This window comes from Gimesia sp., assembly GCF_048262075.1.
Classification (GTDB): Bacteria; Planctomycetota; Planctomycetia; order Planctomycetales; family Planctomycetaceae; genus Gimesia.
This window is the reverse complement of the sequence record NZ_JBLXFK010000004.1, coordinates 136,965-158,342: the sequence shown is the minus strand read 5'-3', so window position 1 is coordinate 158,342 and position 21,378 is coordinate 136,965. Positions and strand designations below refer to the sequence as shown.

The 21,378-nt window shown below is 45.6% G+C and carries 13 protein-coding genes and 2 pseudogenes; 10 read left to right on the top strand and 5 right to left on the bottom strand.

The window, feature by feature from the left end; genetic code table 11:
- Positions 1–65 precede the first annotated feature (65 nt).
- Positions 66–2,606 carry an ATP-dependent Clp protease ATP-binding subunit gene (locus ACN0YH_RS10360; RefSeq protein ID WP_417379499.1) on the bottom strand — a complete coding sequence of 847 codons (2,541 nt, stop codon included), beginning with the start codon at positions 2,604–2,606 and terminating at the stop codon, positions 66–68.
- Between the two features lie 609 nt (positions 2,607–3,215).
- Between ACN0YH_RS10360 and ACN0YH_RS10355 the strand changes: the two genes are divergently transcribed.
- The 3 genes from ACN0YH_RS10355 (at position 3,216) to amt (ending at position 9,151) form a co-directional block, all read left to right on the top strand.
- Entirely contained in the window at positions 3,216–4,778 is a 1,563-nt protein-coding gene (locus ACN0YH_RS10355) for a thiamine phosphate synthase (RefSeq protein ID WP_417379498.1), read from the top strand.
- Positions 4,779–4,812: 34 nt separating this feature from the next.
- Entirely contained in the window at positions 4,813–5,880 is a 1,068-nt protein-coding gene (locus ACN0YH_RS10350) for a tRNA dihydrouridine synthase (RefSeq protein ID WP_417379497.1), read from the top strand.
- Between the two features lie 235 nt (positions 5,881–6,115).
- The gene (gene amt, locus ACN0YH_RS10345; protein WP_417379496.1) at positions 6,116–9,151 is read left to right on the top strand and encodes an ammonium transporter; all 3,036 of its coding nucleotides are present in this window, start codon (positions 6,116–6,118) and stop codon (positions 9,149–9,151) included.
- Here the strand turns inward: amt and ACN0YH_RS10340 are convergent.
- A pseudogene (locus ACN0YH_RS10340) lies at positions 9,114–9,752 on the bottom strand (ATP-binding protein); the annotation flags it as partial. The gene amt and the pseudogene ACN0YH_RS10340 sit on opposite strands and share 38 nt — an antisense overlap.
- A 67-nt stretch (positions 9,753–9,819) precedes the next feature.
- On the opposite strand from ACN0YH_RS10340, the gene ACN0YH_RS10335 reads away from it, so the two are divergent.
- On the top strand, positions 9,820–11,814 hold the full coding sequence (locus ACN0YH_RS10335; RefSeq protein ID WP_417379495.1) for a recombinase family protein: 1,995 nt from the start codon (positions 9,820–9,822) through the stop codon (positions 11,812–11,814).
- A gap of 120 nt (positions 11,815–11,934) precedes the next feature.
- Here ACN0YH_RS10335 and ACN0YH_RS10330 read toward each other — a convergent pair whose 3' ends face one another.
- Positions 11,935–12,369 carry a hypothetical protein gene (locus tag ACN0YH_RS10330; protein ID WP_417379494.1) on the bottom strand — a complete coding sequence of 145 codons (435 nt, stop codon included), beginning with the start codon at positions 12,367–12,369 and terminating at the stop codon, positions 11,935–11,937.
- Positions 12,370–12,774: 405 nt separating this feature from the next.
- Between ACN0YH_RS10330 and ACN0YH_RS10325 the strand changes: the two genes are divergently transcribed.
- From ACN0YH_RS10325 to ACN0YH_RS10300, 6 genes and pseudogenes are all read left to right on the top strand, one after another.
- Positions 12,775–13,020, top strand: coding sequence for a hypothetical protein (locus tag ACN0YH_RS10325; protein ID WP_417379493.1), 246 nt, complete (start codon positions 12,775–12,777; stop codon positions 13,018–13,020).
- Positions 13,021–13,083: 63 nt separating this feature from the next.
- Positions 13,084–13,545 carry a hypothetical protein gene (locus ACN0YH_RS10320; RefSeq protein ID WP_291174405.1) on the top strand — a complete coding sequence of 154 codons (462 nt, stop codon included), beginning with the start codon at positions 13,084–13,086 and terminating at the stop codon, positions 13,543–13,545.
- Positions 13,546–13,949: 404 nt separating this feature from the next.
- Positions 13,950–14,777: a hypothetical protein gene (locus tag ACN0YH_RS10315; protein ID WP_417379492.1), complete on the top strand. Its 828-nt coding sequence runs from the start codon at positions 13,950–13,952 to the stop codon at positions 14,775–14,777.
- 79 nt (positions 14,778–14,856) lie between these two features.
- Positions 14,857–15,477 (top strand): hypothetical protein, encoded by a 621-nt coding sequence (locus tag ACN0YH_RS10310; RefSeq protein ID WP_417379491.1) that lies wholly within the window; start codon positions 14,857–14,859, stop codon positions 15,475–15,477.
- A gap of 153 nt (positions 15,478–15,630) precedes the next feature.
- A complete protein-coding gene (locus ACN0YH_RS10305; RefSeq protein WP_417379490.1) occupies positions 15,631–16,266 on the top strand; it encodes a helix-turn-helix domain-containing protein in 636 nt (211 codons plus the stop codon).
- A gap of 50 nt (positions 16,267–16,316) precedes the next feature.
- Positions 16,317–16,526 (top strand): annotated as a pseudogene (locus tag ACN0YH_RS10300) (DsbA family protein); the annotation flags it as partial.
- On the opposite strand, the gene ACN0YH_RS10295 reads toward ACN0YH_RS10300, so the two are convergent.
- Positions 16,518–18,269 (bottom strand): sacsin N-terminal ATP-binding-like domain-containing protein, encoded by a 1,752-nt coding sequence (locus ACN0YH_RS10295; RefSeq protein WP_417379489.1) that lies wholly within the window; start codon positions 18,267–18,269, stop codon positions 16,518–16,520. The pseudogene ACN0YH_RS10300 and the gene ACN0YH_RS10295 overlap by 9 nt on opposite strands.
- A gap of 10 nt (positions 18,270–18,279) precedes the next feature.
- A complete protein-coding gene (locus ACN0YH_RS10290; RefSeq protein ID WP_417379488.1) occupies positions 18,280–21,327 on the bottom strand; it encodes a DEAD/DEAH box helicase in 3,048 nt (1,015 codons plus the stop codon).
- Positions 21,328–21,378: the final 51 nt, after the last annotated feature.

Genomic DNA, 21,378 nt, shown 5'->3' with positions numbered 1-21,378 from the left:
AAGAGCCCTCACTCAATGAGAGAGAGGGCTCTTTTCAATTTTCCATCATGAATGGCAGACGTTGATTACTCCCCTTCGGAAGAACCGCCGTCACCTTCCACAGAGCCGACGGTTGCCAGCTCTTCAGTTTCTGCTTCGTAAGAACCATCGAATTCGAGCTGTTTCTTATCGCCGACTTCGGTGACCTTGACGAGCACTTTATTCTTACCTTCAAAGGCACCACGTAGCAGTTCTTCTGCCAGCGGGTCTTCGATGTAGCGTTCGACAGAACGACGCAGCGGACGTGCACCGTAGTCGAGTTCGCCACCCTCGGAACCTTTGTCGATGATAAATTCGCGTGTTTCGTCGGTCAGTTCGAGGATGACCCCCTGTTCTTTCAGACGGCTGCGGACTTTGCCCAGTTCGATATCCACGATCTGCTTGAGTTCTTCGCGGGTCAGTTTACGGAACACAACGACTTCGTCGAGACGTCCCAGGAACTCCGGTTTGAACTCTTTCTGCAGGTCGTGCATCAGGTTTCGTTTCATGGCATCGTAGCTGGTGTCATCGTCGGCTTTACGGAACCCGAAGGCATCACCGTGAGCCATTCCCTGAGCACCGGCGTTGGTGGTCATGATCAGCACGACGTTTTTGAAGTCGACCTTGCGACCGAAACTGTCGGTCAGGTGGCCTTCTTCCATAATCTGCAGCAGCATGTTGAAGACATCAGGGTGAGCTTTTTCGATTTCGTCCAGCAGCACAACGGCGTAAGGACGACGACGAATTTTCTCGGTCAGCTGACCGCCTTCTTCAAAGCCGACATATCCCGGAGGAGCACCGATCAGACGACTGACGTTGTGTTTCTCCATGTATTCACTCATGTCGATCTGAATCAGAGCAGTTTCATCACCGAACATGAATTCCGCCAGAGTTTTGGCCAGCAGGGTTTTACCGACACCGGTGGGACCGGAGAACAGGAAGGCCCCCATCGGACGCTTGGGATCTTTCAATCCACTGCGGCTGCGACGGACGGCTTTGGAAACCTGTTTGATGGCTTCGTCCTGGCTGATGACCCGCTGATGCAGTTCATCTTCCATATTCAGCAGACGGACGGTGTCTTCGCTGGAGAGACGGGTCAGAGGTACGCCGGTAATTTTGGCGACGACTTCTGCTACCACTTCCGCATCGACCACGCCGTCGACTTCTTTGGATTTTTCACGCCATTCCTGCGTCAACGATTCTTTGCGTTTCTTCAGTTTATCAGCCTGATCCCTCAGGTTGGCAGCCAGTTCAAAGTCCTGGTTGGCAACCGCTTCTTCCTTGGACTGATTCAGACGTTCTGATTCTTCTTCCAGTTCTTTGAGATCGGGAGGACGCACCATGGATTTGAGACGGATGCGAGCACCTGCTTCGTCGATGACATCGATGGCTTTGTCTGGGAGACAACGACCTGTAATGTACCGGGAAGAGAGTTCGACCGCTTTTTCGAGGGCATCGTCGGTGATTTGCACTTTGTGATGCTCTTCGTAACGTTCACGCAGACCACGCAGAATTTCGACTGTCTGTGAGTCGGTCGGTGGTTCGACCATCACGTTCTGGAATCGTCTTTCCAGGGCGCTGTCTTTTTCAATGTATTTACGATATTCGTCGAGGGTGGTTGCACCGATACACTGCAGTTCGCCACGACTCAGAGCTGGCTTTAAGACGTTGGATGCATCGATGGCACCTTCCGCACCGCCGGCCCCGACGAGGGTATGCAATTCGTCGATGAACAGAATCGTGTTTTTGGCACGACGCACTTCGTTCATGACGGCTTTGATTCGTTCTTCGAACTGACCACGATATTTCGTGCCAGCGACCATCATCGCGAGGTCGAGAACCACGATGCGACGATCACGGAGCAGATCAGGAACTTCGCCGTTGACGACCATCTGGGCAAAGCCTTCGACGATCGCCGTTTTCCCAACGCCGGCTTCCCCTAAGAGAACCGGATTGTTTTTCTGACGACGACAGAGAATCTGAATGACGCGTTCGATTTCTTTGGAACGGCCGATAACCGGATCCAGTTTTTTCTGCTTGGCGAGTTCAGTCAGATCGCGACCAAAACTATCCAACGCTGGTGTTTTGCTTTTTCCGGCTTTCTGGCTGCCTGTTCCGGGAGTCCGTTCGCCAGCTTCGCCACCTTCCAGGCCATGCCCCAGAAGATTGAGAACTTCTTCGCGCACTTCTTCGAGTTTCAGCCCCAGATTCATCAGAACCTGAGCGGCAACGCCATCCTGCTCACGGAGCAGCCCCAGCAGCAGATGCTCTGTACCCACATAGTTGTGGTTCAGGTTCCGTGCTTCTTCCATGGCGTATTCGATGACTTTTTTCGCACGCGGCGTTTGAGGAAGCTTGCCCATCGTGACCATGTCCGGTCCGGACTGCACAATTTTTTCGACTTCCAGACGGATTTTTCTCAGATCCACGTCCAGATTTTTCAGCACATTGGCTGCGACACCTGAACCTTCTTTGACTAATCCCAGAAGGATATGTTCGGTCCCGATATATTCGTGATTAAACCGCTGAGCCTCCTGATTGGCCAGCTGCATCACCTTTCGAGCTCGATCTGTAAACCGCTCGTACATAACTTGTTTCTCCTATGGCCCGTACATCCCGGGCTCTTATGGATGAACACTGTGAATCTGAGCTGAAACCAACGGTCTCAATTCCAGACCCACTTCTCCCAACCTGTTTATGAAATTTGAATTGTCGTTTATATTGTCTGCTGATAATTTAAAAATGTCGAAACCGCATGTGTACACTTAGTTACGGCATTCTCAATTGATTCGCTACCGCACTTTGAAAAAGAAAGGTTCCTTGGAATAATACGTTACTCACCAAAAAACGTCGAGGAATTTCCCAAAACTACTGTAAGAACAACTGAGGAAGTGACTGAAACACCACAACTTACTAAAATATTATACCCATTTTAACAACTGGAATTTCACTGGCCTGTACTAAATCGGGACAGGGAGTTTGATTCATAGTGGAAAACAGCAAAAATCACCACCCTGCCAAAGCCTTAAAATCGACACAACCCACAAAGCCAGCATTTTCAATTCTAGTCCCCAACCCCTAATGTAGCAAGATAAGCCTTTGATCGGTTACCCTAATTAAAAGAAGACTGGAGCGTCACCAGTCGGTAACATTCAATTATTTCCGGCTTCAACCAGTCCAGAAACATAACCATTCCCATGCATCATTTACTGACAGCCGGAGCACAACGGGCCTTGATTCAGGCAGAACGGATTACCGACAGTTCGGCTGAAGGGGAACCGACACTTGCCCCTCTGCTGGCTGCGCTGGCTTTGGAAGAATCGCGGGCCGCGGAAATCATGCTGGCGTATCAGATTGACCTGGCCCTGATCCTGCAGGAATTCCAGTTACCGCTGCCTCAGACCCCAACTGCCTCCCCCCCTGATTCACCAGATCAACCACTGGAATTGTCTCAGGCACTGCAACAATACCCTGCTTTTAGAGAGGTGTTAAATCACGCGATGCAGCAGGCGAGCCGCGCAGACGTCCCCACCGAAATCGGGAGTGAGCATCTGTTGTGGGGCCTGCTGGCATCAGCGGGAAAAGAATCTGAGTGGCTCCACAGGGAAGCAGGTCTTTCTGTAGAAAAGCTGGATGACTCGATCAATGTCGTTTTTCGACAGACAACAGAACCAATCAATGTCGATTTTGCGCTGCGAACGGTCGCAGCCACAGCCAGCGATCAGACAAATACACTGCGAACCATCGATGCCGCCACCAATCGCCTGCGGGAAGGTTTACGGGTCATCGAAGATTTTCTCCGCTTTTCGCTGGATGATGCCCATTTAATGAGTCTGCTGAAAACAACGCGTCATCAGCTGACAGACGCCCTCAGGTTTATCGGCCCCGACACACTGATTTCCAGTCGAGATACATTAAATGACGTCGGCACTTCAGTCAGCACGACATCCGAATTCGATCGTTCTTCGCTGGAACATCTGCTGCAGGCCAATCTGAAACGAGTTCAGGAAGCAGCACGAACCCTGGAAGAATTCAGCAAGCTGATATCGCCAGAAGCGGCTGCCATTTTTAAACAGATGCGCTATGCCAGTTACACCCTGGAAAAAACCATCTTGACCTGCATCGCCAGCCAACGCAGACTGGAAAACAGCCGACTCTATCTGCTGGTATCGGAAAGCCTGTGCCATCATGGCGCTGGCCAGGCGGTTCGAGAATCACTGGCTGCGGGTGTGGACCTCGTACAGATTCGTGAAAAATCGATGACGGACCGCAAGTTGCTGGAACATGGAAAACGTGTGCGGGGCTGGACCCGCGAAGCTAATGCGATGCTGATTATGAACGACCGTCCGGATCTGGCGATCGCCATTGATGCTGATGGCGTGCACGTCGGACAGGACGAACTGCCCGTGCGTGAAGTCCGGCAGATTGTAGGGCCTCGCCGACTGATTGGAGTCTCGACACATAATATTGAACAGGCGCGTCAGGCGGTACTGGATGGCGCAGACTATATTGGGGTCGGCCCCACGTTTCCCACTTCTACCAAGAAATTTTCCGAACATGAATACGCGGGGCTGGATTTCGTCAGACAGGTCGCCGCCGAAATCACGTTGCCCTGGTTTGCTATCGGAGGCATCCAGGCCGATAATCTGCAACAGGTACTGAAAGCAGGCGCAACTCGAGTCGCCGTGAGCAGTGTCATTTGCAGCCATGCTCATCCGGGACAGATCACCCGGGAATTACTGGGACAGTTCTCGAACTGAACTTACTGGATCAATAGAAAACCCAACACGCTCTATGACCGTTAATACTTTACAACCTGTTTTTCTGGGCCCCTACCAACTGGAGTCTCCCCTGTATCAGGCAGCGTTAAGCGGATACAGCGATTATCCAATGCGCGTCATCGCCGCCAGGCTCGGCGCTGCTTACACACTTTGTGAAGTAATGATCGATCGCATGATCATGCAGTCCAAACAGGGAAAGCAGCATTCGATGATGTACTGCCACCAGGATGAATTTCCCGTGGGTGGTCAGTTGATGGGATCGGAGCCGGAAGAATTTGGACCGGCTGCCCGGAGACTGGTGGAAGCGGGTTTCCATGTGATTGACATTAACTTCGGGTGCCCGGTCAAAAAAGTGATGAGTCGCTGTCGAGGCGGATATCATTTAAGTCAGCCAGAAGTGGCGCTGGATATTATTTCCCGTGTGCGGGATAGCGTGCCTGCAGAGATACCGGTCACATTGAAAATGCGAAGAGGCATCGATGACAGCAGTGAGTCAGAAGACAATTTCTTTGAGATCTTCGATGGCGCTTATGCACGGGGGCTGACTGCCATTACCGTACATGGGCGTACCGTGCATCAGAAGTATGTTGGCCCGAGTAACTGGGAGTTTCTGAAACGGGTCAAACAACATGCGGGTGAGAAAACCGTGATCGGGAGTGGAGACCTGTTTTCGCCGCAATCCTGTCTGGACATGTTGCGGGTGACTGGGGTGGATGGTGTTTCGATTGCGCGCGGTGCGATTGGAAACCCATGGATCTTTCAACAGACAGCCGACCTGCTGCAGGGCAAATCGATTTCCCCTCCCGATGTCAGGGAGCAGCGTGAAGTCATCGGCGCTCATTTTGAATTGGCGCGTGAATTTTTCGGTGAGAAAAAAGTCTGCAACACGATGCGGAAGTTCGGCATTTTCTATTCGGAACTGCATCCGCAACCCGCTGAGGTCAAGAAAGCCTTTATCGCAGTCAAAACAACAGCAGACTGGTTAAATGTACTGCATCACTGGTATGCGGAAAATGCGCCGGGTCGCTTCCCGCCGGTCGAAAAACCCAATCCACTCTCTCTGGAAACTCCGACCGTTTAACCGGACTGCAGGAAACCCCAAGATCCAATCATAACGACTACGCCGATTATCCCGCCTCTCTGACTTTATAAATCCATCAATCTTCTGCTCATTCGAGATTAGAGGGGTTTCACTCATATTTTTTTTGACTACTGCTTTTCACAACCTAGAGTTGAAGAGTGTAAGTTTCAAAAAATCAACCAGCCAGTCTTTGCGTTTCATGGCTGGATAGCGATCCTGACAGGCCCCTCTTCTCATGTCGCATGAGTTAACCACAAATACAATCTGGGTACTGACCTGTACCAGCCTGGTCTTTCTGATGCAGGCTGGCTTCTGTTGCCTGGAATCCGGCCTGTCTCGATCTAAAAACAGCATTAATGTGGCTACCAAAAACATCGTTGATTTCTTCATCGGTGTCTTTATTTTCTGGCTGTTTGGCTTTGGCTTAATGTTCGGGCAGTCTTATGGCGGCTGGTTTGGTACAACTCAGTTTGCATTTGAAGACACAAGTAATGCGCACTGGCCAACCGTCGTGTTTCTGTTTCAACTGGTGTTCTGCAGTACGGCGATGACTATTTCTTCGGGTGCGGTCGCTGAACGGATGCGGTTTCGCGCCTACCTGCTGCTGGCAGTCGGAATTGGTGCTGTCGCTTATCCCCTGTTTGGTCACTGGGCGTGGGCCCGGGATGCTGCAGGGGCTCCTGCGGGCTGGCTGGGGAAACTCGGTTTTCTCGACTTTGCCGGTTCCAGTGTTGTGCACTCTGTTGGTGCCTGGTCTGCCCTGGCCGCGGTTCTGATTCTAGGTCCACGTACAGGTCGTTTCACTGATAATAAAAACGAGCATCGTTTCTCATCCAGTAACCTGCCCATGGCGGCTTTGGGATTTTTAATTCTCTGGTTCGGCTGGTTCGGCTTTAACGGGGGCAGCACACTCGCCTTGAATGGGGAGGTGCCCTCGATCATTTTAAATACCATCCTCGCCGGCATCTCGGGCGGTATGTGCGCATTAGCCTGGGAATTGATTGTCTCAAAACAAATTTCTGTTGAAAAAATCTTTAATGGCTCACTGGCGGGTCTCGTTGCCATTACAGCCTCCTGCAATGCCGTCAATTACCCCAGCGCCATTCTGATTGGCTTTATCGCCGGTATCGTGATGCTGGCCTCGCTTTGGATTCTGGAAGAGCGCTTCAAAATCGACGATGTGGTTGGAGCGATTCCCGTACACGGTTTTGCCGGCGCGTGGGGAACACTCGCCGTCGCATTATTCGCTGACACAAGCCTGTTCCAAAGCGGCGTTTCGCGCACCTCTCAATTTGGAATTCAGGCTTTGGGAGTGGGAGCCTGTTTTATCTGGAGCTTTGGCAGCATCTGGATCTTGATGAAGCTGGTGAATTGTTGCATGCCAATCCGTGTTAGTCTATCGGATGAAAAAATCGGACTGAATGTTGCTGAACATGGGGCTTCTACGGAATTGCACAGTCTGCTGGAAACCATGATTTCCCATGAAAAGGGAAATAACCAGTCACGTGCAGATGTCGACGATTTCACAGAAGCAGGAATCGTCGGCTATCAATACAACCGGGTACTGGACGCACAGGAAATTCTTCTATCCGATGTCAAGGACCGTGAAGTTCGTTACCGATCAATCATGGATAATGTCATGGATGCGATTATCACGATTAATCTTGAGGGAAAAATTGAGGAATTCAATCGGGGAGCCGAATACCTGTTTGGCTACTATAACCATGAAGTGATCGGACAGAGCATTGATCTCCTGATTCCTCCCCTGCATCAGAAAATTCAACATGAGTATTCGAGTGGCGAGTTGAATCCGCAACTGGTACGCGCCATCGGTTCGCGTCAGGAAATTGTTGCACAGCGCAACGACAGGTCTACCTTTCCCGCTGAACTGGCTGTCAGTTCTGTCATCCTGGCAGATCGGGAAATTTTCACCGGCATTATTCAGGATATCAGTGAGCGCAAAGATTACGAACGATCCTTAAATGAAGCACGCAAGCGGGCCGAAGCAGCCAGTGAAGCAAAAAGTGAATTCCTGGCCAATATGAGCCACGAAATCCGCACCCCGATGACGGCGATTCTGGGATTCACGGATATCCTGCTGAATAATCTGAAAAAACAGGAAGATATCGAATCTGCTAATATCGTAAAACGGAACGGGGAATACCTGATCGGCGTCATCAACGATATACTTGATCTGTCTAAAATCGAAGCGCGCAAAGTCGAACTGGAACAGGTACGCGTCAATACCATTGAATTGATTCGCGACATCGCTGCTTTAATGCAGATTAAAGCCGATTTGAAAGGACTTGAATTAGTTGTCTCTTTTGAAAATCCGATTCCCGAAACGATCATGACCGATCCAACCCGGTTGAGACAGATTCTGATCAATCTTCTGGGAAATGCCATTAAGTTTACTGAAACCGGTTACGTTGAACTGCGAACCAGAACCATCAATCTGGAAGAGAAATATGCCAAGCTCCAGTTTGATGTGATTGATACCGGGATCGGAATTTCCGAAACGGCGCTCGCACAGATCTATCACCCATTCACTCAGGCAGATAACTCGACAACCCGAAAATATGGTGGTACAGGACTGGGACTGGCAATTTCCAAACGTCTCGTGGAAATGCTGGGAGGGCGAATTCATGTCGCCAGTTCGATCGGATCGGGAAGCACTTTCACCATCTCCGTCAACACGGGATCACTGGAGGGAGTGCCTCTCCAGCAGGTAGATGAAATTTCCATCAAGAATACTGCGACGGAATGCAACCAGGAAATATCGGACAGCATTAACAAAACGATTTCGGCCAGCCGCGTACTGGTCGTTGAAGATGGATTGGACAATCAACGACTGATTTCGTTTCTGTTGAAAAAGGAGGGGATGCACGTCGACCTGGCAGATAACGGGCAGCTGGGTTACGAAAAAACCATGGCTGCAGTTCAATCGGGAGAACCGTATGATTTTGTTCTGATGGACATGCAGATGCCTGTAATGGATGGCTATACTGCCACCAGCAAATTGAGAAAAGCAGGTTATACCAGACCCATTATCGCCTTGACTGCTCACGCGATGAAAAATGATATGGATAAATGCCTGAGTGCCGGCTGCGATGCCTATGCCACCAAGCCGGTTGACAAAAAGAAGCTACTGGAAACCATCGCCCGCCTCTCTGTCCCTGTAGAATCTACCGGACCGACTTCGGAAGCGGAAGAACCTGGCAGTGAAACCGACGTCAGGACCAGAACTGTCGATCGAGCGTGCGATAATTGATGGCTTCGCTGATGTGCGCTGCAGTGATCTGGTCGGAATGATCCAGGTCGGCAATGGTGCGACTGATACGTAATATTTTGTCATGTGCCCGGGCAGACAGTCCCATTTCTTCCATCGCCGATTTCAAGAGCCCTTCCGCGTCCGCTGCCAGCTGGGTGTGTTTTCTCAACTGTCGTGGCGTCATGCGACCATTATGTGAGGTCGGTTCATTCGTAAACCGCCGTGCCTGAATTTCGCGGGCCTCCAGTACCTGTTCGCGCATCGTCGCGCTGTTGGTTCCGGCAGTCTGATTGGAAAGTTCGCGGAAGGGCACCGGGGGCACTTCAATATGAATATCAATCCGATCCAGCAGGGGCCCACTGATCTTGGACAGATAACGTTCAATCTGCATCGGATTACACGAACACTTCCGCCGGGGATCAGACAGGTAGCCGCAGGGACAGGGATTCATCGCGGAAATCAACATCACATTTGCCGGGAAAGTTACACTGCCAATCGCCCGCGAGATCGTCACTTCTCCCCCTTCTAATGGCTGTCGCAAGACTTCCAGAGTCCGCCGATTGAATTCAGGCAGCTCATCCAGAAACAGTAACCCGTTGTATCTCTAACATATATTGATAGAATTTATTTAATTCACTCTATCATATCAGTATTTTCAGGAGTCAAACATGGCTTTGGTTTATTCATATTTGAGATTCTCATCTAAAAAGCAAGAGCTAGGCGATAGTAAAAGAAGACAACTTGAACTTGGCCGAGAATGGATTGCTCGAAACAAGCACACAGAAAGCAACCTAAAATTGCATGACTTGGGAGTCTCTGCATTTCGAGGCAAAAACAAGCACACTGGAGCATTGAAAATATTTATTGATATGTGTCAGTCTGGAGAAATTGATTCGAGTTCAATTCTACTCGTTGAAAATCTCGACAGACTTTCAAGAGAAGGCGCAGATGAAGCTTTTGTAATGTTTAAACAAATTCTTTCAACTGGCGTTAATATCGCCGTACTGAAACCAGATGAAAGACTATACACGAAAGAATCAATCAAAGATTTCTTTTCGCTCCTCATGCCCCTGATGTATTTCCATATTGCTTATATCGAATCAAAAAACAAAAGCGACAGATTGAAATCCGTTTGGAACAACAAACGGGACAAAAGGAAAACTTTCAATAGGCGGCGACCCGCTTGGCTAGACTACGAAGATGACAAAGGATTCATTCTCAATGAAGGTGCAAAAGCGATTCAATTCATTTTTGAAGAAACTGCGAACGGGCAAGGGCAAAAACAAATTTTGAAATCCTTACAAAACCAATTTGTTCCGATTGGAACATCTGGGAGTTGGAACGCAAGTTATATTGCCAAAGTCTTAAATGACTCTGCAACCTATGGTGAGTTACAACCAATGGAATTTGACCACGAGCAAGGCAAGAAAGTTCTAGTAGGGGAACCTATTGAGGATTACTATCCTGCTGCAATCTCGCAAGATTTATGGTACATGGCACAAAATGAAAAACGAAAACGAAAACCAAACATTTCAAAGCATGACCCCTATGTCAATATTTTTAAGGGATTGGTATTCAATGCTAATGATCGTCATCCAATGCACATGATTCGCAGCAGGACCAAAACAGATTTTCAACGCCGGTTAGTTTCTTATGGACATATCAGAAAACTAGAGAATACTGATTCTGTTTCTGTTGATTTATCTGAACTGAATCGAATGTTCTTGAATATCTTGCTTGAAATCCAATCCTCTGACATTTCACCGAATCAATCAAAAACACAAAAGGAAGTATCTCAATGTGAGTCATCATTGCTCGACATCGTAAAACGAATGAAAGAAATTGAAACCGCAATGACTGACATCAGTGGTGTCCCAGTCAAAACTTTGGTTGCGAGTTTGAATAAACTGGAAGAACAGAAGAAAGAGTATAAGCAAAGACTTTCAGAACTAATATCAGAGCAACAAGATCATGCAGATGATATGCTAAACATTGCAATATTTTTGTCAGAAAGCCCAAATGAAAATGACTTAAGACAGAAACTCAACAGTAAGATGGTTGATGTCATAGATAAGATTTGGATCAAACCTGAAAAACATTTCGGGAAAGTCTATGCTCTTGTACAAGTCTTTTATGCCAACAATACTAGGATGAGTGAATTCGTCATCGGCAGAGGTGTTGCCGATACTTCGATTAAAGGTACAACGGCAGTTCATTACAATTTTAATATTCCAAACGCACCAAAATTAACCACTATTGATTTACGTGATGCGAATAATTGTAAGAGATATTTGCTAACTGAATTGGCAAAATGTTGTAATGAAATTAAACCCTATGTCCTGCCTGATAAAATTCCGACCACATTAAATGAAGCTATCGAAGTTTGGCTAAATATTCAGCAAGCAGAACAGAAAAAAGACAGTTACAGAATGATTCCACCACAGATCAAAAGATTTCAGGAATTTACCGCAAAAAACAAACTCACTAGAAAGAGTCATTTTAAGGATGGAATTCAAAAGAAGTGGCAAAAACATCTGACTGACAAAGTCATAAAAGGAGAATTCAGCAATGGGAGCGCACGCAATGCTTACAATCGAGCAAGGCAGTTTCTCAAGTGGTGGAGAGTAAATATTGAGTTTCCTACCTGTGGTTTTCTGATGTAAATGGCCTCTTTAAAGGGCTTCATTTCTGGAGAATCAATTGCTTGTCGCATCAGTCATCAAAAATGGAATTGAATTTACTCATGTTTTTTAATTCGATTCCATTCGTTTTTTATAATTGACCTACAAACAGCAACGGTTTCTTCTCTTAGTCATTGCCTCTAGTAACTCTTCGACATCACACAATACATTGAGGTCTGTGATTGTCTGGCCAATGTGTGATAACCATAATTCTTGCGATTCATTGCGATGGATTATCCACTCATCATAATAGTATCGGTCAAGATATTGCTCCAATTGCTGTTTGGTATATCTTGCCCTGCTCAATTGATGATGTGTATATCTGATTGTCAATTCAGTATCAGTCACCTCATATTTGAGCATCTGATACATTCTGTCGTGATGATAAATATATGTGTCAGATGCATCCATATTCCATTGCATTACATCAGCATCAATCAGCCGCAATTCCTCTTGTTCCTCATTTGCTTTTTTGGCTGCCAATTCTGCTGGCGAGAGTTGCGAGTTGGCTATTTCATCTTGCAAATAATCAATCAATTCTTATTGTGCTGGTGTTAAATTTTCCATATCCATAATTTTATTCCTTTAATTTTTCGCTGCACTAACCAATTGAAAAAACAGGGGCTTGAACAAATTGTTCAAGCCCCTTTTGCAAGGTCAGTCCTTTGTTTTACATTCCTTTACTTTTCATTCGTTTCAATCCACACACCACTTCAATCTGAAGTGGTGGAAACCTCACAAACTATTATTCTGCTGATTTTGGAGATGAGAACGAGCCGCTTTATGTATTGCGACCCGAGTATCAACAAAATACTCAAGAAGAAACACGAATTGAGAATGACGCATCTGAAAATAACAGGTGGGTCTACTTCTCTCGAACACTGGCAAAGGCTCTGTTATGCAATTTGCCAAATTCAAAACATACAAAAGGAGAGCGGACTAATGGCAGTAGACAACGAAGAAACAATAGAAGCCGAATTACAGAGACTCAATTTTCGAGTAATGAATATGACTTATGACGTGTACGTGTGTGAAAAATTCGAGTATGGCTCAATTATTCCAGACCAGAAACAGTATGAACGGTTTATGGAACTCTACGAAGAAGACTTGTATTACGCCGAAAGTCGATCAGATGTTTTTGAGTATGTCACGGAATTATTAGAACACGAAATTGGGCATGAGTATTGAATCATGCAAAATATTCATTAGAAGAAAAGACCAATAATCAAAATCGAAAAAAGGAGTTCAGGAATGTCAGAAGAAACAATATTTACAGAAGAAGAACTTACAGAAGCGTTAGAGAATTACACAAATCCTAATCATCCTGAGTTTGATCCAGCATTTGACGAGGAAATTAGGGCGACTAGACCGGACTGGTTTTCGGCAGATAAAGAATTTGTAGAAAACTGGTGTGACACAATCGCACATGTCATTGAAATGGTTAATGAAAGAATTAACTGCCCTGACGAGACATTGCCCGATGTCATCAAATCACACATTGATGCCGCAAATTTGGGTTGTGGGATTTCTTATATTGAAAGCGACAACCCAAACAGGGCAGAACAATCCTTGTTCTTAACTGGCATGGCTCACAAATTTGTAGACGAGGCTGTAAAAGATGAGGTTTGTTTACGTCATCAATTGCCCGATGAATTTAGAACGAGTATTACAAAATCTATATTGAGGTATGTTGAAGAATGTGAGGTGGTGTGATGAAGGAATACTGTGTCCTGTATAAATTGGATCGAGCAATTGAGACTGAGAAATATGCCGGTTTTTGGACACAAAGTTTTTAACCTGAAAACTGCCATTAGAATTAGCAAGCTGAAGAATAACTGGCAGACCTTTTTTGTGTCCATAATTTGTTGCAAGAAACTGATGTTGCAAATAAAATAATCTTTGATAAAACTTACGCCACAAAGCTACTGAAAAAATTACGAGACACTGATAACTTACAGAACAGCTACATCCTCTTTACTGGACGCTCCGCTATGAGCGTCAGCTTGCCTTATTCGGAAGCAAGGCGAGCCGCCTGCCAGCCCCATATACTGTGCTGGCATGATCCCCAAAATCACAACTGCGTGGGATGCTGCGCAGTTTCATACAAGGATGTAGTCATGCTAATGAAAAACAAGGCGGAAGAGGCCGCACAACAAATCCTCCAAGCGTTTGCAGAACCGAATGATCTCCCCAAGCCAATTGCAAGAGTATTTATCAATCGAAAGGATGGTTCGCCATGCCGAAAGTGGACGTGGCGAAACCAGTTAATCGTTGCGATCAATGGGTGTTCTGATGCTCGAGGATTTCGCCAGTGGGAAAAGGTTGGCAGACAAGTAAAGAAAGGTGAGAAGTCCTTTCGCATCCTGTCTCCATTGGCAAGAACTATCGTCGAAGAAGAGTCCGAGAAAAAGCGAGTTGCTGTTTATGGCTTCAGAGGAACGCCTGTGTTTGGCATCGAGCAAACTGAGGGCGACCCACTCCCAGTAAGCAGTGACAGTATTCAGAAATGGCTTCACAACCTTCCACTCCGAGAAGTTGCCACTGAATGGGAGTTGTCAGTCGAGGCGTTCAATGGGGAAGGAACACGCTATCTCGGACAATATCGGCACGGAAAAGGAATCGCTCTTTGTGTCGAGGATCTTTCGACGTGGTGCCATGAACTCGTCCATGCAGCAGATGACCGAAATGGAACATTGAAGGGAAACAAGATCAACCAAGAGGTAGTTGCTGAACTTGGTGGCGCTGTGCTGCTCACGCTGTTGGGATACGAACACGATGCAGACCTTGGCGGATGCTGGCAGTACATCCAACGATACGCCGGGACTGACAATGAGAAAGCTTTGAAGAAGTGCGGTGAACTGTTGGATCGAACTTGCGAAGCTGTAGGTCTCATTTTGGACACAGCCGAATCTCTGGGAGCCGACATACAGACGGTTACTGTGTAACTGCATCTTGCAGGGACGTAGGTAAAGTGCGCTGTGGCCCGACTATACAATTTTTGGATCGAACTCAAAAGGAATCAAAATGGACAAAAAAGAAAAATGCCCTGATTGCGGAACGGCTTTGGGCGAGCCGCATAAAAACGATTGTGACATCCAACGCTGTTCCATATGCGGTAGTCAAAAAATCTCGTGTAATTGCACTGACCGTGACCCACTGGCTTCGGTTTGGACTGGAGAGTGGCCAAAAAGAGTTACTCAAATAGATCTACAACTCACTGGAGATCCGAGTGAAACGACTCGTGGATCGGATGATGATCAGGAACTATCACCGGATGAACAAGATTTCTTGAGAGAGCTTGAGCAATGTGTAGGGGATGACGACCAACCACAGCGACACGTGACGATCAAACAGCGGTTGCTGAGATATGTCGCTGAGAATCTTAACGAGGTGGCAACTCACACGGCTTCAGATGCCCTAAGCGACATGCTTTACGACGCCCATGAGGAAATGGCGGTCGATTTGTTGGAGCCGATCTTCGAGAGGTCTGATTTCTGGACTCAGCGTATCGCTGCTGAATTACTGGGGCTGTCCACTGACGTTGAGTATGACTGTGAAAAATTAGTCAGGGAGTTCGAGCATCGAGAGCGCATCGATGATAAATTGAGGGACGAGCGAGTCGATTGGCTACGAGAGGGATTATAGTTTTCAATTCGGAACTGGAAGGGATAGATTACCCAGAGGCAATCTTCTTGATTTAATGAGTAGATACGAACTAATTCATTTAACAAGGAGACTGTCACGTCCAATGATTTAGAAAGTGCTTTCCGTTGCCTACTAAAATTTGTAGTACATGAAGTGGTCAGCGAATTGCAAAGTATAGAACGTCCAATAGATCATAAGATTTCAGAGTATATTTCTGATAACGATGACCGCTTATTGTTGCGTTCAAATGAAGTAGCGAAACGACTATCAATTTCAGAGCGACACCTCCGTAGAATGACCATGGAAGGTGGGCTGCCATGTATACGAATTGGTCAATCAGTTCGCTACAGAGTCGAGACTGTTCAGGACTGGTTACGGAAGGCTGAATCTACTGAAGGACCAAAACAGCAGGTTTCCTTAAAAAAGAAAAACATAAAAACCAAGCAACCAAAGATCCCCCAAAAGTCACAACAAAAGAAAGTGAAAAAACAGAGAGTTACAAAACCCAAAAACTCAGCGACAGTTTCTAAACAGAAGAAAGTGCCAGCGAAGAAGAGTAGTCCCAAGAGATCCAAGCTTGATCCAGAACAGGAGCGACCGAATCCGTTCAGGTTACTCCTAAAAGAAATTGGCGTTGATCGGGATACACTAGGCCCAGTGACTTTTGAAGAATTGATGAAGATTGCTGAAGTTGATATCCCAATCTTTCATGGCTGGATGTACTTGGGGCAGGGCATGCCTGAAGAAGCATTGGAGAAGTTACGGAAACATTTTACAAAGACAGTTTGAGCCAGTTAAGATAAACCAAATCGATTTGTATAGAACACAAGTGAGACCAAATGAAATTGTCAGTCGATGTGATTTCAGATGTAGTTTGCCCGTGGTGCTATATCGGCAAACGGAGACTTGAGATGGCGATTGCTGCTGCCGAAGTGCAAGTCAGCGTGCGATGGCACCCGTTTCAATTGAACCCAACGATGCCAAAGGAAGGGATTAGTCGAAAGGAATATCGGACCCGAAAGTTTGGAAGCTGGGAACGGTCACGGGAGCTGGATGCCAAAGTCATCACTGTTGGTGAAGCTGAAGGAATTCACTTCGCCTTTGACATCTGCTTCGGAACTCTTTATTACTTTGGGGTCAATAACTTCGAAATGAGAACTGAATTGATCTCCGACGGATAAATAGATTCTCTTAGTATCGATAAGCATATGTCTCTTTGATTTAATTCGAATGATAGGAAAAGATTCTGCCGCAGTTCTTGCTGCATGATGCCTAGAGTAATCATTTAAACTGGAATATAAGTCACATATCCATTCATCTGATTTGCTTTCCAACCACTTCTTTTCAGAACCAGTATCTGTCCGTGCTGCCATTTTTAGATCAATGAAATCCCATTCATATATGTCTAAAGATTTTAAAAAGTTAGCTGCCCTAGAATTATTCTGGCTAGGTCTTTCTACCCATCTCAAATACTCATAATCAGAAAGAAAAGCCAACTCATTATCTCCGATTCTGGATGTTATAGCATCAGGCCCTATACATAATCTTGATGCTCTTTTAAAATCTCCGCTCATTATTGGTACAAGCGGCCAATTATTGAATTCATGAATTAGTCGCTTTCTAATCGGATCATAAAAAGGTGATAGGTCATCATTACGTAAAGGGAGGTTCCCCAAAAAATCTGGTGTAAGAAGTCCCAAATCTCGGATATCTGTCATTGATTTTGCGAGTAAATCAGCAAGGTGGTCTCTTAAATCTTTATTTACTTTACATTCACGAACACTGTCCCTTGCAACCGTTGAAGCGAATGGTGCATTTATATGGAAACGAAGTCGTGATATCTCTTTTATGGCCGGGAAATAGATAGATACATTTCCATTTTCAAGGGGTGTAATTTCCCATATTGAATTTGAGATCTGAGTAGATGAATTCTTCTTATCTTTTGAATGTTTCTTTTTTCTTTCCAGATTGAAAGCTATCGAGATATCGCATTCCTTTAGCCTGTTGTCTTTATCTGGGTCAGCGATTTCAACCTTTTCAGTAAAACGCAGCCAGTTGGTTTTTGTTATCAGGTGTTTATTATTATGAGTAACTGATGTTCCAAGATCTGGATCATGGGGACGTTTTGACTGTATTTCGATTATTGGATCTGAGTCACTCTTTCTATGCAACGAACCTTTACTTCCATCTGGTAATACGAACTCGATCTCACTTATATGCTTAAGAAACAACAGAGTTATATCGGGTAATTCAAGCAACCCCCGTCTGATTTCTTCGACAGCTAGATTTGGTTTTTTATTAGGATGGTCAAAGGGAAAAACAAACTGTGTCTTCTCTCCTACATTGATTCTTTTCACATTCGTAGTATCAGGAACAACTAAATCATGAATACAAAAATGATGATCCCCTGAATGTATCTCTGGAGTATTCGTGTATGCAAATACAGCTTTGAATCCGACTCCGAATTTCCCGATCGCAGTTGGATCATCTTTCTTTGTACTCGTTCCGATGCTCGTAATTGATTTGATATCTTTAAACGTAAATCTACGTTTTCCATCGTGTTCAACAACTAACTGGTCTGATTGCAATTTAAAACTAACATTACTAGCTTCTACGTCTTCCGCATTTTGCAATAATTCATAAATGAAATGAGCATTCTCAGGATACAGTTCTGTAAGTAGATTATTAATGCCTTCGCTAAATTCATTTTCTTCATTGACATCGACCCATCGTTGCCTTTTTCCTGAAAGCTCTCTCAGCAGGTTTTGAATTTCACCTGAATCTGTTGACATAACACTCACCTTATCTTATTTGTATCGTTCCCACTAAAACCCGCTCATACCTGATATCAGGATTCTCAACACTGCTGCTTAATTCAGCGGACCTTTCTTCATATTCCCGATTAGCCCGCATAATTTCGGCTTCTCTCATTCGTTGAATTTTCTTTTCAGTTGCAGACCGCAGGCGATCATTAAGCATCGCAATGCGACCTTCATGACTGGCTTTCAGGCTCTGTCGTTTAAATTCTGCCAACTTGTTAACTTTCCCTCGATGTAAATCAAGGGCAGCTTTCCAACTGTTATAGTGAAGTGACTCAAGAGTAGTCAGGTCCATTTCTGAAATACCAGAATCAGAGTCTGTAGCAATCTGCATTAATTCAAAGAAATGGCTGGAGATGCTTTCATTACTTGAAATGACTATAAGCTCCTGATCATGCCGTAAGCCAATGAAATCCCACTGATAAATAGCAAAAGGGTAGACTCCTTCTGTAAACCTATCATCTGTAACAGAAAGATGAATTTCAGGGGCCGTATGTGTATCTAATGAAAAGGCTGCCTGACGTGTCAGTGGATGTACCGGACTCAATAACTGAACCGAACGGTCTTCATTGGCTGTTTCTCCATCAAACGTTATTGTTAAATGTGGCTCATTGCCTTTCAGCCATTTTTCCCAGTTCCGTTGTTGAATATCATTTTTACTGGAAAGGACACGAGCGTCCTGTAGCAATTTCTTGCGTACATTTATACGCAATGTTTTGATTTCCGTTTTTCCAAGAATAGCCGCAGACTCGTTCACCGACTCCAAATATGTACTGAGCATATTCTGTATTGCATCCGGCTCCAGCCAATAACTAGTAGCATGATCAACATCCGCTTTGAATCGATCTTTTAAGGGTACTGAAATCCCGAAGAACTCATGCTGTTTTTCTTCCAGCTTCTCTTCTTCGAGAAGCTGGCGTATTTCATTGTCTTCCAGTTGTCGCAGACGCTCCTGTCGTTCAGTAGGAGTCAGTTCTGATTTAACAGCAATCTCATTTAACTCTTTTGTGATTTTTCCGAGTATGTCTTCGCTGGCACCCACAGCCTGCTCAAAAATTCCAATACGCATCAAACAACGTTCATAAATATCAGCATCAACAGTCCCCGGCGTGATCATATTGTAAACGCTGACAAACTGGCTTTTTTGTCCGTTGCGATCAATTCGACCAATTCGCTGTTCAATCCGCATCGGATTCCACGGTAAGTCATAATTGATAATGCAATCGCAGAACTGGTAGTCCAGACCTTCACAGCCAACTTCGGAAAATAACACAACATCGAGAGCTTCTGGATCATCTTTAGCTCGCTCGAAACGGTGACGAACTGTTGTGCGTTCTTCATCAGGAACATTACCATGAACTAGACCGACTCGAATCCCGGCACTTAACAGTCCTTCTTTGAGGTAATGCAAAGTGTGTCGAAACGAGCTAAATATCATGACTCTGTGGTTGGGATATATCTGGGTATCATGCTTTTGGTTTACAAGTTGAATCACCTTTTCAAGTTTGGGGTCTTTCTTGTCCAGATTATTCGCCATGGTAATAACTGATTGGATTTTTTCAGCGATAGAATTCAAATCACATGATTCGATCCCAAATTCTTCAATGTCTACTTCTGAGAGTTCCTCTTCACTGATATGTCGTGACAGAATGTCTTTGATATACGGTGCAAGCCCATACAAGCAACTGGCTGCCTGACGGCGAATCGTGGATATCATGAAGTTGACACTTCTGGAGCCGTGCAAATCTGCAAGAATTTCTGACTGTACTTTCAAAAGAGCATCATGCAAAGTGTTTTGAGAATCAGTAAAAGGGACTTCTACTGTGTGGGATTGTCGTATCGTAAATTCACCAATATCACGTCGGCGAGTACGATTGATAATCCCTGAAAACGAATGCAGGTTTTCAAGTTGATCGATAATTTTGATCCTTTCCTGTTCCGAGATATCAGGAGAGGATAGCTTATCGATGATTTCATCCACTTCGGGGTTGTTGGTGAGCATTGAAGCCCCCCAAGAGGTCGACTGTGCCTTTTTCAGGCTTTCCAACGCCTTGGATTTCCATTTAACAGAGGCACTACGGGCATATCTCACCGCTTCATTGATCATGGGATTCGGCTCTGACATGTGATCGAAACTATCACGATCAATCACTACATCTGGTCTCAATAGATTTAACAGTGAAAAGAGGTCACTATTGCTAAGCTGGAGGGGAGTGGCGGTCAAAAATATGACAGCTTCTGCATTATCACAGAAATATTTAACAGCCTCGTGACCATAAGTATTGGGGTTCGAGATCCGGTGGGCTTCGTCCACAATAACAAGGTCAAAATGAGGTGCTGGATCAAGATCTAGCAGGCATGGCTTTTTTGAATTTCGGTCTTTCCTAGTTCCAGTGATAATTTCTTCATTTAGTATTGAATAGGGAATGATTCCAAACTGGTGTCTTTCTGGCCATTCGCCATCAAGATCGCATTCGGAAATGCAGTGACGAAGCATTTTCCCGTCGAAATGTTCGAAGTTCTGATCGAACCGCTTCATTTCTGTCTGCCACTTCTTTTCAGAAATGAGTGGGCGGGGACAGATGATTAATACTGAGTCGATTTCCTGTCGGGCCTGTAGTTCCCGTAAGATCAAACCTGCTTCTATGGTCTTTCCAACACCAACACCATCTGCGATCAGCAGGCGGGGGCGGTCAGCTCGGAGAAATCGGAGCACGGGGCGGTATTGATACGGAACAAAATCAATCCGGGCAGCATTTAATGAATAGAGCGTTGATGTGCTTGGGTGATTGATTAAGCGGGCAGTAAGAAGTGCCTGACATTCTGTTGCTGACAGAATCTGCTTGATTTGACTGGGTTCGTCATCAGCAATTAGTTGTGAAGCGAAATAGCTGGAAGCTTTTCCATCAATAAGAACAGTATATTGATATTCCGGGTCTGACTCTTTTACTTCTACAACAGCACCGATTTTATCTGGCTGAGATTTCAGGCGAACGATTTGTCCCAGATTGTATAGTTGTGAGTCCGGCATTTATAACATTTCATGACATCGATGATAAAAACACTTACTTCTTTAATGATG

What these genes read in the sequence shown, in the direction of transcription:
- ACN0YH_RS10320 (WP_291174405.1), top strand. Translation starts at nt 13,084, where the DNA reads ATGTCAGAAGAAACAATATTTACAGAAGAAGAACTTACAGAAGCGTTA.
- ACN0YH_RS10315 (WP_417379492.1), top strand. Translation starts at nt 13,950, where the DNA reads ATGCTAATGAAAAACAAGGCGGAAGAGGCCGCACAACAAATCCTCCAA.
- ACN0YH_RS10310 (WP_417379491.1), top strand. Translation starts at nt 14,857, where the DNA reads ATGGACAAAAAAGAAAAATGCCCTGATTGCGGAACGGCTTTGGGCGAG.
- ACN0YH_RS10290 (WP_417379488.1), bottom strand. Translation starts at nt 21,327, where the DNA reads ATGCCGGACTCACAACTATACAATCTGGGACAAATCGTTCGCCTGAAA.
- ACN0YH_RS10335 (WP_417379495.1), top strand. Translation starts at nt 9,820, where the DNA reads ATGGCTTTGGTTTATTCATATTTGAGATTCTCATCTAAAAAGCAAGAG.
- ACN0YH_RS10355 (WP_417379498.1), top strand. Translation starts at nt 3,216, where the DNA reads ATGCATCATTTACTGACAGCCGGAGCACAACGGGCCTTGATTCAGGCA.
- ACN0YH_RS10360 (WP_417379499.1), bottom strand. Translation starts at nt 2,606, where the DNA reads ATGTACGAGCGGTTTACAGATCGAGCTCGAAAGGTGATGCAGCTGGCC.
- ACN0YH_RS10350 (WP_417379497.1), top strand. Translation starts at nt 4,813, where the DNA reads ATGACCGTTAATACTTTACAACCTGTTTTTCTGGGCCCCTACCAACTG.
- amt (WP_417379496.1), top strand. Translation starts at nt 6,116, where the DNA reads ATGTCGCATGAGTTAACCACAAATACAATCTGGGTACTGACCTGTACC.
- ACN0YH_RS10325 (WP_417379493.1), top strand. Translation starts at nt 12,775, where the DNA reads ATGGCAGTAGACAACGAAGAAACAATAGAAGCCGAATTACAGAGACTC.
- ACN0YH_RS10295 (WP_417379489.1), bottom strand. Translation starts at nt 18,269, where the DNA reads ATGTCAACAGATTCAGGTGAAATTCAAAACCTGCTGAGAGAGCTTTCA.